This is a genomic window from Streptomyces sp. NPDC005722 (assembly GCF_040630935.1).
Lineage (GTDB): Bacteria > Actinomycetota > Actinomycetes > Streptomycetales > Streptomycetaceae > Actinacidiphila.
Genome location: NZ_JBEXYN010000014.1, coordinates 75423 through 88524 on the forward strand (window position 1 = coordinate 75423; position 13102 = coordinate 88524).

15 protein-coding genes are annotated in these 13102 nt (G+C 74.9%); 9 read left to right on the forward strand and 6 right to left on the reverse strand.

Annotated elements, in window-relative coordinates; translation table 11 throughout:
• Window positions 1-308: 308 nt before the first annotated feature.
• Both ABZ479_RS18315 and ABZ479_RS18320 read left to right on the forward strand, forming a co-directional pair.
• A complete protein-coding gene (locus tag ABZ479_RS18315) occupies window positions 309-485 on the forward strand; it encodes a hypothetical protein (protein WP_499608315.1) in 177 nt (58 codons plus the stop codon).
• Between the two features lie 167 nt (window positions 486-652).
• A complete protein-coding gene (locus ABZ479_RS18320) occupies window positions 653-1360 on the forward strand; it encodes an SDR family oxidoreductase (protein ID WP_500462527.1) in 708 nt (235 codons plus the stop codon).
• Between the two features lie 48 nt (window positions 1361-1408).
• Here the strand turns inward: ABZ479_RS18320 and ABZ479_RS18325 are convergent, their stop codons facing one another.
• On the reverse strand, window positions 1409-1786 hold the full coding sequence (locus tag ABZ479_RS18325; protein WP_500462528.1) for a hypothetical protein: 378 nt from the start codon (window positions 1784-1786) through the stop codon (window positions 1409-1411).
• Between the two features lie 227 nt (window positions 1787-2013).
• On the opposite strand from ABZ479_RS18325, the gene ABZ479_RS18330 reads away from it, so the two are divergent.
• Window positions 2014-2583, forward strand: coding sequence for a DinB family protein (locus ABZ479_RS18330; RefSeq protein ID WP_500462529.1), 570 nt, complete (start codon window positions 2014-2016; stop codon window positions 2581-2583).
• 64 nt (window positions 2584-2647) lie between these two features.
• On the opposite strand, the gene ABZ479_RS18335 is transcribed toward ABZ479_RS18330, so the two are convergent.
• Entirely contained in the window at window positions 2648-3922 is a 1275-nt protein-coding gene (locus ABZ479_RS18335) for a CynX/NimT family MFS transporter (RefSeq protein WP_500462530.1), read from the reverse strand.
• A 3-nt stretch (window positions 3923-3925) separates the two neighbouring features.
• Between ABZ479_RS18335 and ABZ479_RS18340 the strand changes: the two genes are divergently transcribed.
• Window positions 3926-4603 carry a FadR/GntR family transcriptional regulator gene (locus ABZ479_RS18340; RefSeq protein ID WP_500462531.1) on the forward strand — a complete coding sequence of 226 codons (678 nt, stop codon included), beginning with the start codon at window positions 3926-3928 and terminating at the stop codon, window positions 4601-4603.
• Window positions 4604-4628: 25 nt separating this feature from the next.
• Here the strand turns inward: ABZ479_RS18340 and ABZ479_RS18345 are convergent, their stop codons facing one another.
• The gene (locus ABZ479_RS18345) at window positions 4629-4991 is read right to left on the reverse strand and encodes a DUF1330 domain-containing protein (RefSeq protein WP_500462532.1); all 363 of its coding nucleotides are present in this window, start codon (window positions 4989-4991) and stop codon (window positions 4629-4631) included.
• A gap of 571 nt (window positions 4992-5562) precedes the next feature.
• Here ABZ479_RS18345 and ABZ479_RS18350 point away from each other — a divergent pair.
• The 4 genes from ABZ479_RS18350 to ABZ479_RS18365 all read left to right on the forward strand — a co-directional run bounded on the left by ABZ479_RS18350 (window position 5563) and on the right by ABZ479_RS18365 (window position 9194).
• Window positions 5563-6387, forward strand: a complete 825-nt coding sequence (locus ABZ479_RS18350) for a serine hydrolase (RefSeq protein WP_500462533.1) — start codon at window positions 5563-5565, stop codon at window positions 6385-6387.
• A gap of 91 nt (window positions 6388-6478) precedes the next feature.
• On the forward strand, window positions 6479-7126 hold the full coding sequence (locus tag ABZ479_RS18355; protein WP_500462534.1) for a helix-turn-helix transcriptional regulator: 648 nt from the start codon (window positions 6479-6481) through the stop codon (window positions 7124-7126).
• Window positions 7123-8256, forward strand: a complete 1134-nt coding sequence (locus ABZ479_RS18360) for an aminotransferase class I/II-fold pyridoxal phosphate-dependent enzyme (RefSeq protein ID WP_500462535.1) — start codon at window positions 7123-7125, stop codon at window positions 8254-8256. The genes ABZ479_RS18355 and ABZ479_RS18360 overlap by 4 nt, the downstream gene beginning before the upstream one ends.
• Window positions 8253-9194 carry an ornithine cyclodeaminase family protein gene (locus tag ABZ479_RS18365; protein WP_500462536.1) on the forward strand — a complete coding sequence of 314 codons (942 nt, stop codon included), beginning with the start codon at window positions 8253-8255 and terminating at the stop codon, window positions 9192-9194. The genes ABZ479_RS18360 and ABZ479_RS18365 overlap by 4 nt, the downstream gene beginning before the upstream one ends.
• Before the next feature lie 47 nt (window positions 9195-9241).
• Here ABZ479_RS18365 and ABZ479_RS18370 read toward each other — a convergent pair whose 3' ends face one another.
• Entirely contained in the window at window positions 9242-10102 is an 861-nt protein-coding gene (locus tag ABZ479_RS18370; RefSeq protein ID WP_500462537.1) for a thioesterase family protein, read from the reverse strand.
• A gap of 82 nt (window positions 10103-10184) precedes the next feature.
• Window positions 10185-10700 carry an ATP-binding protein gene (locus ABZ479_RS18375; protein WP_500462538.1) on the reverse strand — a complete coding sequence of 172 codons (516 nt, stop codon included), beginning with the start codon at window positions 10698-10700 and terminating at the stop codon, window positions 10185-10187.
• 159 nt (window positions 10701-10859) lie between these two features.
• Here ABZ479_RS18375 and ABZ479_RS18380 point away from each other — a divergent pair, with 159 nt between their 5' ends.
• Entirely contained in the window at window positions 10860-11486 is a 627-nt protein-coding gene (locus tag ABZ479_RS18380; RefSeq protein WP_500462539.1) for a TetR family transcriptional regulator, read from the forward strand.
• A gap of 13 nt (window positions 11487-11499) precedes the next feature.
• Here ABZ479_RS18380 and ABZ479_RS18385 read toward each other — a convergent pair whose 3' ends face one another.
• The gene (locus ABZ479_RS18385; protein WP_500462540.1) at window positions 11500-13101 is read right to left on the reverse strand and encodes a glycerol-3-phosphate dehydrogenase/oxidase; all 1602 of its coding nucleotides are present in this window, start codon (window positions 13099-13101) and stop codon (window positions 11500-11502) included.
• Between the last annotated feature and the right edge of the window lies 1 nt (window position 13102).

The following is a 13102-nucleotide window of genomic DNA, read 5'->3' on the forward strand; positions in this document are numbered from 1 at the left end:
CGGGCGGGGACCGTCATGGACGTCCCCGGCCGGCTCGGACTCGTCCGCCACGATCGGTGCGCGCATCCCCGAAGCCTAGGCAGCTCCGCGTATCGCCCGCGTAGGGGACCGGCACTCGGCCGAAAGTCGCAGTGACCGCGGGACGGGTCGGACTTCTGCCCGAAGCGGGGTGCCCCGCCGGGTTCGTAGCGTGACGTACAGGAGCCCTTCCCCCGGAACGGGCCCGCGGGCAGCCCTCACGCGGGCTGCGGCGCGGTCCGCGTCCGAGGCACGACGGGCTCACCTTCCACCGTCACAGGAGGCCCGCGATGTCCACTTTCCTGCACCAACTGCTGCGTTCCGCCCGGGTCTACGCACGGACGGCCCTCGAAGTCGCCGTCCTCGGCGCGGACGCCGACCTGATGGACCGGGAAACCGCGGTCCCGCGGCCCACCGCCCCGATGCGGCGCGCGCCCGGCGCGGACGCCTCGGTGGAACCCGTGTGAACGGTGTGGCGCAGCGCGCCCGCGGGCGTGCCGGCGTCCAGGCCGGCCGGCCCGCCGGAGGATGCTGGTACCGCGAGTCCCAGGAAAACCGGACGACTGCCTGCCCGTCCCGTCCGGCCGCAACCTGGGGGTGTCGGAGAACGAACACCTGAGACGGGAGCCACACCATGACCACCACACTGATCACCGGGGGCAACAAGGGGCTGGGGTACGAGACCGCGCGCCGCCTGGTCGCGGAGGGCCACACCGTGTGGATCGGGGCCCGCGACCCCGAGCGGGGGAGCGCGGCCGCCGAGCGGCTCGGGGCGTCCTTCGTCCGGCTCGACGTGACGGACGACGACTCGGTCGCCGCCGCCGCCCGGACGGTCGGGGAACGGGGCGGCCTGGACGTGCTGGTCAACAACGCCGGCATCGAGGTGCGCCGGGCGGACAACAGCGTCGTCCCCACCGTGGAGACCACCGCCGACGCGATGCGGCGGACCTTCGAGACCAACGTCTTCGGTGTCGTGCGCGTGCTGCACGCCTTCGTGCCGCTGCTCCGCGGGTCCACCGCCCCCGTCGTGGTCAACGTCGGCAGCGGCCTGGGATCGCTGCACCACGTCACGGACCCCGACCAGCCGGCCCACCTGTTCCCGGGCCTGGACTACCCGGCGTCGAAGCTGGCGGTGAACATGATCACCGTCCAGTACGCGAAGGCGCTGCCGGGCTTCCGGATCAACTCGGTGGAGCCGGGCTTCACGAAGACCGACCTCAACGGCAACACCGGCTTCCAGACCGTCGAGCAGGGCGCCGAGATCATCGTCCGCATGGCGCTCGTCGGCGCCGACGGACCGACCGGCGGCTACTTCGACCGCGACGGCGCGCTCCCCTGGTGACGACCGGGTCCGGCCGTCTGCCGACGCGTGCCGCCGGGGGTAGGAGTCTCAGGCGCGGAAGCTGAACATGGGGCCGAGGGACTTCCAGGAATGGAGGTTGCCCGCGGGTTCGGTCGTCGAGGGGCCCGTGCAGTCCGTGTTCTTGTAGAACGTGACGGCGCGGTCCGTCATGTTGATGTTCGCGAGGATCCCGAACGGCGCTGTGACGCACCCGGCGTCGACCTCCCGGTAGAGCGCCGAGCGTCCCGTGAACCACTCCGTCTCGTAGACGCAGAGACTGCCCGCGGTGGCGCACCCGGAGTCCCCGGCGCCCGCGGCGACCGGCCCGGTCGTCGCCGACGCCGGGGCGGGGGCGGTGGCCAGCAGGATTCCGGCGGCCGCTGCCGCCACGGCCGCCGCGGCGCGCCGGTACCCGAAACGGTGCATGACTCTCCTCCGTGGTGTTCGTGGGTTCGTGGCTTTCGTAGGTGCTGCGATGGCGTCCTGAGCACCCCCAGCCTGACCGGCCCACGAGGAGGTGGTCAATGATTCAACTAGATATGGCCGGTTCCGTGCCCGCCCCCTTGACGCGGCACGGGACGGCCGCGGTCTGCTCTGCCCGGCCGGCGACCGCCCGGCAAATCGGTGGCGCGTCCGGGCCGTCACCGGCCACCATGCGGGGCATGAGCGACCGAGCGACGCGATGGACCAGGGCGACCGTCTACCCCGACATGTGGGCCGACCCGGACGACGACCCCCGCAACAGCGACGGCCCGAGTCCGGACGGTGAACTCGCCACCCTTCAGGACTACTTGACGAGCTATCGCATGACGCTGCGGATGAAGTGCCAGGACCTGGAACCGGAGCAGCTGGCCCGCCGTTCGGTCCCGCCGTCGACGATGTCGCTGCTCGGCCTGGTCCGGCACCTCGCCGAGGTGGAGCGGGACTGGCGCAACTGGATCAGCGACGGGGAACCGCTGCCGAAGCTGTACGGCCCGCGCGACGCGGACTTCGACGGCGCCGTCGCCGACCAGGCCGTGGTCGACGCCGCGTACGCCGACCTGGAGCGCGAACAGGCAGCGACCGACGCGGCGCTGGCGGAGCACCCGGACCTGGGCGCGCGCGTGGGCAAGGACGGGATCGCGGTCCGCGAACTGCTGGTGCACCGGGTCGAGGAGTACGCCCGGCACTGCGGGCACGCGGACCTGCTGCGCGAGTGCGTCGACGGCAGAGTGGGTCAGTGACGCGGACCGGGGACCTCGCGCCCCGGACCGCCGGCCCCGGGCGGACGCCCGCCCGGGGCCGTGCTCAGCCCACGCTCCGGTCCCGCCCCGCGAGCAGGCCGGCGGCCAGCTGGGCCACCATCAGGACGGCCAGCAGGACGAGCGGGACACGCCAGCCGTCGGTGCGCTCGTACAGCGCGCCGACCAGGAACGGCACGGGGATCGACAGCAGGTAGCCCGCGCTCTGGGCGAAGGCGGAGAGCCGCACCACCGTGGTGCTGTCGCGGCCGCGCAGCCCGATCATCGTCAGCGCGAGCGGGAACGAGCAGTTGGCGACGCCCAGCAGCACCGCCCACACCCAGGGCGCGGCGGACGGTGCCGCCCACAGGCCCGCGTACCCGGCCAGCCCGAACGCACCGAGCGTGACCGCGATGCCGCTCTGCTGCCGGAGCCGCCCCGCGAGGGCGGACAGGGCGTAGGACAGCGGCACCCCCAGCAGCGAGGTGACGGCGAACAGCAGACCCGCCGTCCCGGCCGACAGCCCCGCGTCCCGGAACATCTGGGGCAGCCAGCCGATGACGACGTAGGCGGCACCGGCCTGCAGTCCGAAGTACCCGGCCAGCGCCCAGGCGGTGGGGGAGCGGGTCATCCGGACCCCGGATCCGTGGCCCGTCCCCGTCCCCGGCCCGGCACCGGGCGGGGGCACGGGCACCGGTTCCGGCGCCCGGTCCGCCGTACGCAGGCGCGCCAGGACGAGCCACGGGGGCACGGCCAGGGCCGCGACCACGCCCCAGGAGCCCAGCCCCCACCGCCAGTCGCCGCCGAACGCTTCGGACAGCGGCACGGTGGCGGCCGCCGCGACGGCGGCACCCAGGTTGAGCGCCATGGAGTACAGGCCCGTCATCCGGCCGACCCGGTCGGGGAAGCGCTGCTTGACCACCACCGGCAGCAGCACGTTGGCCACCGCGATCCCGGCGAGCGCCACGGCGCTGAGCGCGAGGAACAGCGCGGTGCCGCCGGCCAGCGGCCGGAGCACCAGCCCCACGGCGACCACGGCCGTACCCGCCGCGACGACCGCCGACGGCCCGTGCCGCCGGGCCAGCCGGGGCGCGGCGACGCCGACCAGGGCGAAGCACAGTGCCGGCACGGAGGTGAGCAGCCCGGCCACGGCGCCGCTCATCCCCAGCGCGGACCGCGCCTCGGCCAGCACCGGCCCGAGGCTGGTGACGGCGGGGCGGAGGTTGAACGCCACCAGCAGCAGGGCCACCACCGCGAGACCGCCGGTACGGGCACGCGGCCGCGCCGGGTTCCGCCGTTCCGCGGACCTGGACCGTCCCGGGACCCTCCGGCGTATAATCATGGGATGAGTCTACGTCCCGTGTCCCGTCCTTCCGGACTCTTCGAGCAGGTGGTGTCCGGACTGCGCCGCCAGATCACCTCCGGGGCCTGGCCGGTGGGCTCGCGCATCCCGACCGAGCCGGAACTCGTGCGGCAGCTGGGCGTGGCCCGCAACACGGTCCGTGAGGCCGTGCGCGCCCTGGCCCACAACGGCCTGCTGGACATACGCCACGGCTCGGGCACCTACGTCGCCGCGACCAGCGAGCTCGCCGGGGTGATGCGGCGCCGCTTCGCGGAGGCCCGGCAGCGGGACGTGACCGAGGTGCGCGGCACCCTGGAGTCGTCCGCGGCGGGACTCGCCGCGACGCGCCGCACGGACGAGGACCTCGCCCGCCTCGACACGCTGCTGGAGCGGCGGGAAGGGGCCTGGGCCTCGGGCGACCGGGACGCCTTCGTGGACGCGGACAGCGCCTTCCATCTGGCGGTCGTGGCCGCCTCGCACAACGAGGTGCTGGCCGAGCTGTACGCGGACCTCGGCCAGGTGATCAGGGACTCGCTCAAGGAGCACTTCGGCGCCCCCGTCCTGCGCCCCGAGGACCGCATGGACCACACCCGCCTGCTGGAGGCCATCCGCGCCGGGGACGCGGCCGCGGCGGCCGGGGAGGCCGCCTCCCACACCTCCGGCTGCCGGTTCGTCGGCTGAGGCCGGCGGGCCCGCGGTCCGGCCGTCACCCCGGCAGGGCGCCCGACCGTACGGCGTCCTCCCTGAGCCGCGCGGCGGTCCCGGTGACGTCGTAACCGGGTCCGACGCCGTCCACGAGGACGACGTCGCCGTCGAGATGGCGGGTGCGGAGCGGAAGGATCTCCTGGTAGGCGGGCGAGCGGTACCAGGCGCGCGCCCGGTCCAGGTCGGGGAACGCGATCAGGACGACCGTCCCCGGCCACCGCCCCTCCACGACCTCCACGGTCGCGCCGTGGACGACGAAGTGCCCGCCGAAGGGGGTCAGGGTGTCCTGGATGCGCTCCATGTAGGTGAAGACCTCTTCGTGCGGCGGTCCGGGACGAAGGTGGGCGACGGCATAGGCGGTCATGGCTGCTCCCTCGGATCGGGGTGTGCGGTGTCCGGTCCCTCCGTGCTGCCGGACGTCCTCGATCCTTCCGGGGTGCGTGCCCGCGGTCGATGACGCCGGAGGTCATGGCGGGCGTGCGAGCTTCATCACATTAGGGTCATATCGCCACGCTTCGGGCACGGGTGCGCGGCCGGGCGGGGGAACCCGCTCCGGAAGGCCGCACCGGCCCGGGTGGGGCCCGGACCGCCGGGCGGTGACGACGCCCCGCGACCGCCGCCTCCGGTGCGCCGCCCGATCGTCAAGGCCTGCTCCCCGCACGTGACTTGGGGCGTCCGGACCGCCGCCGCGGGGGAGCGCGGCGGCCGCGCGCCGGGGCCACGCGAGGGCGCCCGAGGTGTGCCCCGGCGATCGGTCGGCCCGGCCCGGAACCGTGCCGCACCGGACCCGGCGAAGCGCCCGCCGACCCGTCGCGACGTAGCGGACGTCACATCCCGTCCGGCCCAACCGTCCACCGACACTGGGCAGTCAGCCCGGCCGGCAGCAACCCGATGGACGGAGTGACATGGGTCATACGCGAATAACCCGGCGAGCCATGACGGCGGCGGTCGTCGCGGGGGTGGCGGTCCCCGTGGCCGCCGGTGCCGCGACCGCGCAGGCCGCCGCCGCGACACCCCGGGTCAGCTGCAGCTCGGCGGCACCCGCACTGGCCGCGGCACTGCAGCGGGACATCACCAAGGCGCTGGAGGGCAGCACCGCCCGTACCGCCGTGTCCGTGCACGACCGCACGACCGGCACGTCGTGCACGCTGCGCGCGGAGCAGCACTTCGACTCCGCCAGCACGGTCAAGGTCACCGTGCTCGCGACCCTCCTGCGGGACGTGCGGCAGCACCACCGCCACCTCACCGACCGCGAGGCCGCGCTCGCCACCGCCATGATCACGAAGTCGGACAACGACGCCACGACCGCGCTGTGGAAGCAGCTCGGCGTCGCCAAGGTCAACGACTTCCTGGCCGCCGCCGGGATGCGCCACACCGTGCCGGACGGCGCCGGGGCCTGGGGGCTCACCCGGATCACCGCCGCGGACGAGCAGAAGCTGATGGACCTGCTCACGGCGCCGAACGGAGTGCTCGGCGACGAGGCGCGCGCCTACGCCCTGAAGCTGATGGGCGAGGTCGAGCCCTCCCAGCGCTGGGGCACCCCCGCGGGCGCGCCGCGATCGGCGGGCGTCCACGTCAAGAACGGCTGGCTCTCCCGTGCCACCCACGGCTGGCGGGTGCACAGCCTCGGCGCCTTCACCGGCGGCGGGCACGACTACAGCATCACCGTCCTCACCGACGACGACCGGACGATGGCCTCCGGCATCGCCACCATCGAGGCGGTCTCCCGCGCGGTCCACCGGGACCTCGACGCGGCGTAGCGGGGCGCCCCCCGGCGCCTCGGGGTCCGAGCGGGCTGGACCGTACGTCCTGGGCTGGACTGTACGTCCAGTCTGGACGTACAGTCCAGTCATGGAGAAGGCGCGCGTCGACGAGAACGACCCCCGGGTGCGGCAGTGGGCCCCGGTGTGCCAGGCCGTGGCCCTGCTGCTGAGCCCGTACGCCGAGGTCGTCCTGCACGACGTGGCGGACGACCGGGTGCTCGGCATCTGGAACCCGATGACCCGGCGCACCGCGGGCGACCCCTCGCTGCTCGGCGAACTGGACGGGCTGGACCCGTCGGGGCACGACGTCTACGGCCCCTACGAGAAGCTGCTCGGCGACGGGCGCAGGCTCTCCTCCGTCAGCGCCGTCCTGCGGGACGCCGGCGGCGAGCCCTCGGCGGTGCTGTGCGTCAACCTCGACCGGACGCCGCTGGAGCAGGCGGCCTCGGTGCTCGCCGCCTTCGGCGCGCCCACCGTGCCGCGCCCCGAGCCGCTCTTCGAGCAGGACTGGACCGAGCACGTCCAGCGGACCGTCGGCACCTACACCCGTGACCGGGGCTGCCCGGTGGAACGCCTCGGCCGTGAGGACCGCCTCGCGATCCTCGAGGAACTCGACCGGGCCGGGGTGTTCGCGATGCGCCGCGCCGTACCGGTCGTGGCCGGCGCGCTGCAGGCGTCCCGCTCCACCGTCTACGCCCTGCTCGCCGATCTCAAAGCACAGAGGAAGCACCCGTGAGCCGACTGCCCGACTTCCGGCTGGAAACCTACTTCTCCCGCTGGGAGTTCACCGCCCGTCACCACCTGACCGCCTCCGACGCGGAGACGATGACCCTCCCCGAGCTGCTGGAACTCGCCGACACCGAGGACCTGCACGCCTGGGAGACGCTCTCCTTCGGCTACACGCGGACGCACGGCGACCCCGGGCTGCGCGAGGCGATCGCCGCGACGTACGAGCGGGCCGGCGCCGACGACGTCATCTGCTTCGCCGGCGCCGAGGAGGCCCTCTACCTGGCGATGCAGGTGCTCCTCGGCCCGGACGGCCACGCGGTCGTCGTCACCCCCAACTACCAGGCCGCCGAGACCGTGCCCCTCTCCCTGTGCGAGGTGACGGGCGTCGCGCTCGACCCCGGGCGGGACTGGACCCTGGACGTGGACCGGGTGGCGGCGGCGCTCCGCCCGAACACCCGCGTGGTCTCGGTCAACTTCCCCAACAACCCGACCGGCAAGGTCATCGGCGCCGCCGACTTCGCGCGCCTGGTCGAACTCTGCGACGAGCGCGGCATCCACCTGTTCAGCGACGAGGTCTACCGCGGTCTCGAACGCGACCCGGCCCGGACCCTGCCGCAGGCCGCCGACCTCTCGGAACGGGCACTGTCGCTGAACGTCACGTCCAAGTCGCTCGGCCTGCCCGGGCTGCGGATCGGCTGGATCGCCTGCCGGGACCGGGAGTTGCGTTCCCGGCTGGAGCGGGCCAAGCACTACACCACCATCTGCAACGCGGCGCCCAGCGAGGTGCTCGCCCGGATCGCCCTCAAGGCCCGCGACCGGATCCTGGAGCGCAACCGCGCCCTGATCGCCGCCAACATCCCGCTCTTCGACGCCTTCTTCGCCGGGTTCGACGAGCTGTTCACGTGGCGGGCCCCGGACGGCGGCTGCGTCGCCTACCCCCGCTACCTCGGCACCGAGGGCGTGGAGCGCTTCTGCACCGAACTCGTCGAGCAGGCCGGGGTGCTGCTGCTGCCCGCGAGCATCTACCGCTCCGAGCTGACCGACACGCCCGCCGACCGCTTCCGCGTCGGCATCGGCCGCCGCGACCCCGCTCCCGCGCTGGACGCCCTCGCCGGCTGGCTGCGAGCACGCCGATGAGCGTCCCCGTCCTGGGCCCGGAGGAGATCGAGGCCGCCGCGCGGCCCGGGCTGGTGCTGGACGCCGTCCGCACCGCGCTGATCGCCCACGCGGCCGGCCGCACCACGGTCCCGCCACCGACGCACCTGACCTTCCCCGCCGCGGACGGGGACTGCCACGTGAAGACGGGCTGGATCGACGGCTCCGACGACTTCACCGTGAAGATCGCCTCCGGCTTCTACCGCAACCCCGATCGCGGCGAACCCGTCAACCACGGGCTGGTCTGCGTCATCAGCGCCCACACCGGCCGGGTCCGGGCCGTCCTCGACGACGGCGGACGCCTCACCGCCTGGCGCACCGCGGCCGCGGGGGCGCTCGCCGGCCACGCGCTGGCCCGCCCCGGCGCCCGCAGCGTCGGGGTGTTCGGCACCGGAGAGCAGGCGCGGCTGCAGGTGCGGTGGCTGGCGATGCTGCGTCCCGTCGGCCGGGTGCACGTCCACGGCCGCGACGCACGCCGGACCGCCGCCCTCTGCGAGCGCCTCGCCGCGCACGGGCTGGACGCCGTCCCCGCCACCGCGGCGGAGGCCGCGGCCGCCGACGTCGTCGTCACCGCCACACCGGCCACCGCCCCGGTGCTGGACGCCGCCGCGGTCCGCCCCGGCGCGCACGTCACGGCCGTCGGCGCCGACATGCCGCACAAGAACGAGCTGCCGCCCGCGCTGTTCTCGCGCGCCGCCGTCATCGCCACCGACGACCACGAGCAGTGCCTCCACCACGGTGACCTCGCGCACGCCGTCCGTGCGGGCGCGGTCCGGGCGGACGCCGACGTCCCCCTCGGCGCCCTGCTCGTGACCCCGCGGGAGCGCGCTGACGCGGCCGTGACGATCGCCGACCTGACGGGCGTGGGCGCCCTCGACGCGGCCGTCGCCTCCGCGGTGGCCGCGGAACTCCTGGGCTGAGCCGGGGGCCGGGGCCGGGCCGCCCGCCGGCCCCGCGGCCCCGCCGCTCACCTGCGCGGGGCCACGAACAGGCTCTGCACGCCGCGCCCGATGGGGCCCTGCTCGTCGTGGAGGGCGGTCTCCGCCATGCCCACCCCGTACGGGTCGACGGTGGTGCGGGCGTCGAGGCACACCCACTCGCCCGCCGGGTGGCGGTGGAGGTGGACGGTGAGGTCGGGGTTGACGAAGAGGTGCGTGGCGAAGTCCAGCACGTTGCTCACGCCGTTGCCGGAGTCCGCGGCGACCAGGACGCGGTCCAGGGGAGCGGTCTTCTCGCCCGCGACGAGCGGGACGCGCATCCGCAGCCAGCAGGTCGCGGGTCCGCGGTCGAGGAAGGAGCCGGCGGCGAACCGGGCCTCCACGGCCGTGTGGTAGCCGGTGTCCCACGGCACGGGGAAGAAGGGCTCGGGACGGGCCTGCCGGGGCCCGGGAACCGGGGGCTCGGGCGAGGCGGCGCCGGAGTTCGCGTCGGGACCGGTGCCCGGGGCCGCGGCGGGCCCCGCGGCCGGGACGGTGCCGGGCGCGGTGCGGATGCGCAGGGCCCGCGCCCGCATGACCTCCGCGCCCCCGTCGGGAGTCAGGGCGGCCTCGACCAGTTCCACGCTGCGTCCCTCGCGCAGCACCCGGGTGGTCACGGTCAGCGGGGCGAGCGGCACGGGGCTGTGGATCTCGAAGGTGATCCGGGTCAGGCGCATGTCCTCGCGGGCGCCCGGACGCGTCTGCACCGCGCGGCCGAGCAGGGCCGCGGGCGGCCCGGCGTGCTGGCTCGCGGCGTCCCAGGGGCCGCGTGTGTACCCGGTCGGGACGAAGCGCTCGTCCGCCACCCGCTCGAAGAAGGCCTCGACTGAACTGTGGTCCGGCACGCTCACCGCTGCTCTCCCGCCGCTGACGACGGAACAGAGGCTACTGGCGGGTAGCCGCCGTGTCACGGGGCCGCGCCCGCCCGCCCCCTCAGGCGGCGGCCACCGTCAGCTCGAACCACGTCGTCTTGCCCGTCGCCGTCCGGTCGGAGCCCCAGGCGTCGCTGAGCAGGTCGAGGATCTCCATGCCGCGCCCGCCCTCCGCCTCGCTGTCGGCGACGCGCCGGACGGCGGCCCGGGGGCTGACGTCCTCGACCTCGCACCGCAGACGTGACTCGTGGACGCGCAGGTTCAGCCGGACCGGGCCGCGCGCGTGCCGCAGCGCGTTGGTGACCAGCTCGCTGACCAGCAGCTCCACGGTGTCGGTGAGATCGCCGAGGCCCCACTCGGCGGTCCGCGCGGTGACCAGTCCGCGGGCGCGGCCGACGGAGGTCAGCTCGCGCTCCAGCGGCCAGGAGGAGCCCCGGGTGGTGGTGCGTCCGGCCGGAGCGTGCAGGGGGCGCACGGGTTCCAGGACCCGCGACCAGAGCCTGAACTGCCTGGCGAGCCAGGACGCGGGGGTGCACGCCTCGTCCGTGCCGACGGCCTCGACGGCCATGATGATCATTCCCTTCGGTGTCGGTGGCCTTCCGGCGGCAGCGGCTCGGAGCCCGGCGGCCATTCCTGTAGCAGTCGCTACGTCTACCGAATATACATGTAGCGGGTGCTACAGTAAACAAACCGGCACAACCGGATTAAACGTACGAATCACCCATCGGAGGACGTGATGCCACGACGGGCCGATCCCGCGAAACGGCGGGAACTCCTCGACCGCGTACGGGAGTACGTGGTGTCGCACGGTCTGGCGGAGCTGTCCCTGCGGCCGATGGCCAAGGCGCTGGGCACCAGCGACCGGATGCTCCTCTACTACTTCGGGAGCAAGGAACGCCTGGTCGCCGAGGCGCTGGCGCTGGACACCGACCGCCCGATCCTGCGCTTCCAGCGCGTCCTCGCCGTCACCGGCACCCCCCGGGACGCGGCCGCCGTGCGGCACCTGGCGGAGGTGCTGTGGCGGGAGATCCGAGGCCCGGAGCGCCGTCCGCTGCTGCCGCTGTACTTCCAGGTGATGGCCTCCTCGATGCTCAACCCCGAGCGGCACGGCCCCTACCTGGGCGGTCTGGTCGCCGAGTGGACCGATCTCCTCGTCCCGGTCTTCGAGGGCCTGGGCATGGACGGGGAACACGCCCGGATCGAGGCCCGCCTGCTGGTGAACGGCTCCTTCGGCACGCTCGTCGCGCTCCTCGCCGACGGCGACGAGGAGCGGGCGGAAGCCTCCTTCCGCGCGCTCCTCGACCGCCTCGAAACCGGCTGGCGCGCCCGGGACCGTACGCCCGGGGTCGCCGCGGCCACGTGAGCCCGGGCCGGGTTCACGCCCCGGCCAGTGCCTCCTCGGCCGCCTCGAGCGCCGTCTCGCGGTCGGCCGGGACGAGACCGACGCGTGTGCGCCGGTCGAGCAGGTCGCCGGTGTCGAGCGCGCCCTCGTGGCGGACGGCCCACACCAGTTCCGCGCGCGTCACGGGGTGGCCGGGGACGACGGGCTCCCGCAGGGCGGGGTCGGCGGCACCGAGGGCGTGGACGGTGGGGGCCTCGGTGCCGTAGCGCTGCACCAGGCGGCGCGGGGCCTTGAGCGCGGTGAGCACGTGCGGTGCGGCGGCGCCCACGAGGGGGAGCGACGCGGTGCGGCAGGGTCCCGCGCCGAGGCCGCGGGCGGTGACGGCCGCGTCGACGGCGTCCTGGGCCATGCGGCGGTAGGTGGTGAGCTTGCCGCCGACGACGGTCACGACGCCCTCGGCCGAGGTGAGCACCGCATGCTTGCGCGAGATGTCGGCGGTGCGGCCCGAGCGGTCGGCGGAGGTGTCGAGCAGCGGGCGCAGCCCGGCGAACGCGCCCACCACGTCGTCCCGGTGCACGGGGACGTCGAGCGCCGTGCCGAGCACGTCGAGCAGGAAGCCGATGTCCGTCTCGGGCACCTCCGGCACGTCGGGCACCGCCCCCTCGACCGGCTCGTCGGTGAGCCCCACGTACACCCGGCCGTCGCCCTGCGGCAGCACGAGCACAAAGCGGTTGGCCTCGCCGGGGACCGGTATGTGCAGACCCGCGGGCAGCCCCCCGAGGCCGTCGGCGCGCAGGACCAGGTGCGTGCCGCGGGACGGCCGCAGCCGTACGCCGTCGACCAGCCCGCCCGCCCACACACCGGAGGCGTTGACCACCGCGCGGGCCCGGATCGTGTGATCCTCGCCGGTCAGTTCGTCGCGTACGACGGCGCCCGAACCGCTGAGCGAGACCGCGCGCACCCGCGTCAGGACCCGGGCCCCGTGCGCCGCCGCGGTCCGGGCGATCGCCGTCACCAGACGGGCGTCGTCGGCGAGTTGGCCGTCCCACGACAGCAGGCCGCCGCGCAGCCCCGACACGCGGAGCGCGGGGGCGAGGTGGCGGGTCTCGACCGCGGACAGCCGGCGCGGCGCCGGGAGCGTGGCCCGCGCCGTCCGCGCCGACAGGCGCAGCGCGTCGCCGGCCCGGAAGCCCGACCAGGCCAGCGCGGCCTGGCCGCGCGGGACCAGCGGCGTCAGCGGCAGCACGAAGGGCTGGGCGCGGACGAGGTGGGGCGCGGTGCGCTCCATCAGCACGCCGCGTTCCACCGCGCTCTCGTACGCCACGTCCAACTGGCCCGAGGCCAGGTAGCGCAGACCGCCGTGGATCAGCTTGGAACTCCACCGCGAGGTGCCGAAGGCCAGGTCGTGGGCGTCGATCGCGGCGACCGACAGGCCGCGGGACGCGGCGTCGAGGGCCGCGCCCGCGCCGGTGGCGCCGAGGCCCACGACCAGGACGTCCACCTGCTCGCCCGCGGCGAGCAGGGCCAGTTCGCGGGCGCGCCGCGCGGCGGTGAGCGAGGAGGCGGGGGAGGGCGCGGGGGAAGCGGGCCGGCCACTCGTGAGACTCGTGCCGCTCGTGGGGGTCTTGGGGCTCATG

Coding starts and splice junctions, on each gene's coding strand:
- ABZ479_RS18315 (WP_499608315.1), top strand. CDS start 309: ATGTCCACTTTCCTGCACCAACTGCTGCGTTCCGCCCGGGTCTACGCA.
- ABZ479_RS18320 (WP_500462527.1), top strand. CDS start 653: ATGACCACCACACTGATCACCGGGGGCAACAAGGGGCTGGGGTACGAG.
- ABZ479_RS18325 (WP_500462528.1), bottom strand. CDS start 1,786: ATGCACCGTTTCGGGTACCGGCGCGCCGCGGCGGCCGTGGCGGCAGCG.
- ABZ479_RS18330 (WP_500462529.1), top strand. CDS start 2,014: ATGCGGGGCATGAGCGACCGAGCGACGCGATGGACCAGGGCGACCGTC.
- ABZ479_RS18335 (WP_500462530.1), bottom strand. CDS start 3,922: ATGATTATACGCCGGAGGGTCCCGGGACGGTCCAGGTCCGCGGAACGG.
- ABZ479_RS18340 (WP_500462531.1), top strand. CDS start 3,926: ATGAGTCTACGTCCCGTGTCCCGTCCTTCCGGACTCTTCGAGCAGGTG.
- ABZ479_RS18345 (WP_500462532.1), bottom strand. CDS start 4,991: ATGACCGCCTATGCCGTCGCCCACCTTCGTCCCGGACCGCCGCACGAA.
- ABZ479_RS18350 (WP_500462533.1), top strand. CDS start 5,563: ATGACGGCGGCGGTCGTCGCGGGGGTGGCGGTCCCCGTGGCCGCCGGT.
- ABZ479_RS18355 (WP_500462534.1), top strand. CDS start 6,479: ATGGAGAAGGCGCGCGTCGACGAGAACGACCCCCGGGTGCGGCAGTGG.
- ABZ479_RS18365 (WP_500462536.1), top strand. CDS start 8,253: ATGAGCGTCCCCGTCCTGGGCCCGGAGGAGATCGAGGCCGCCGCGCGG.
- ABZ479_RS18375 (WP_500462538.1), bottom strand. CDS start 10,700: ATGATCATCATGGCCGTCGAGGCCGTCGGCACGGACGAGGCGTGCACC.
- ABZ479_RS18380 (WP_500462539.1), top strand. CDS start 10,860: ATGCCACGACGGGCCGATCCCGCGAAACGGCGGGAACTCCTCGACCGC.
- ABZ479_RS18385 (WP_500462540.1), bottom strand. CDS start 13,101: ATGAGCCCCAAGACCCCCACGAGCGGCACGAGTCTCACGAGTGGCCGG.